Raw genomic sequence first — 247 nt, forward strand, 5'->3', positions numbered from 1 at the left:
CATGCAGGAGTTTGTGGACGGCGGATACTTCATGGACCTTAAGGATGAGGAGTGTATGACCAATGTACTGCCCATGCTGGTGGATGAGTGTACGGTGAACGGCGGCGTATACGGCTTCCCTATTGATGCGCAGGGAAAGGCAACCTTCTATAATAAGAAAATGTTTGAGGAGGCAGGGGTGTAGGTGCCCACTACCAGGGAGGATTTCTTCAAGGTATGTGATACATTCATGGACAAGGGGGTTTAT

General features: G+C 49.4%; 1 pseudogene. It reads left to right on the forward strand.

The window, feature by feature from the left end:
- A pseudogene (locus LK536_RS58930) lies at window positions 1-184 on the forward strand (ABC transporter substrate-binding protein); the annotation flags it as partial.
- Between the last annotated feature and the right edge of the window lie 63 nt (window positions 185-247).

This window comes from Clostridium pacaense (genome assembly GCF_020709765.2).
In the GTDB taxonomy this organism is placed as follows: Bacteria; Bacillota; Clostridia; order Lachnospirales; family Lachnospiraceae; genus Enterocloster; species Enterocloster hominis.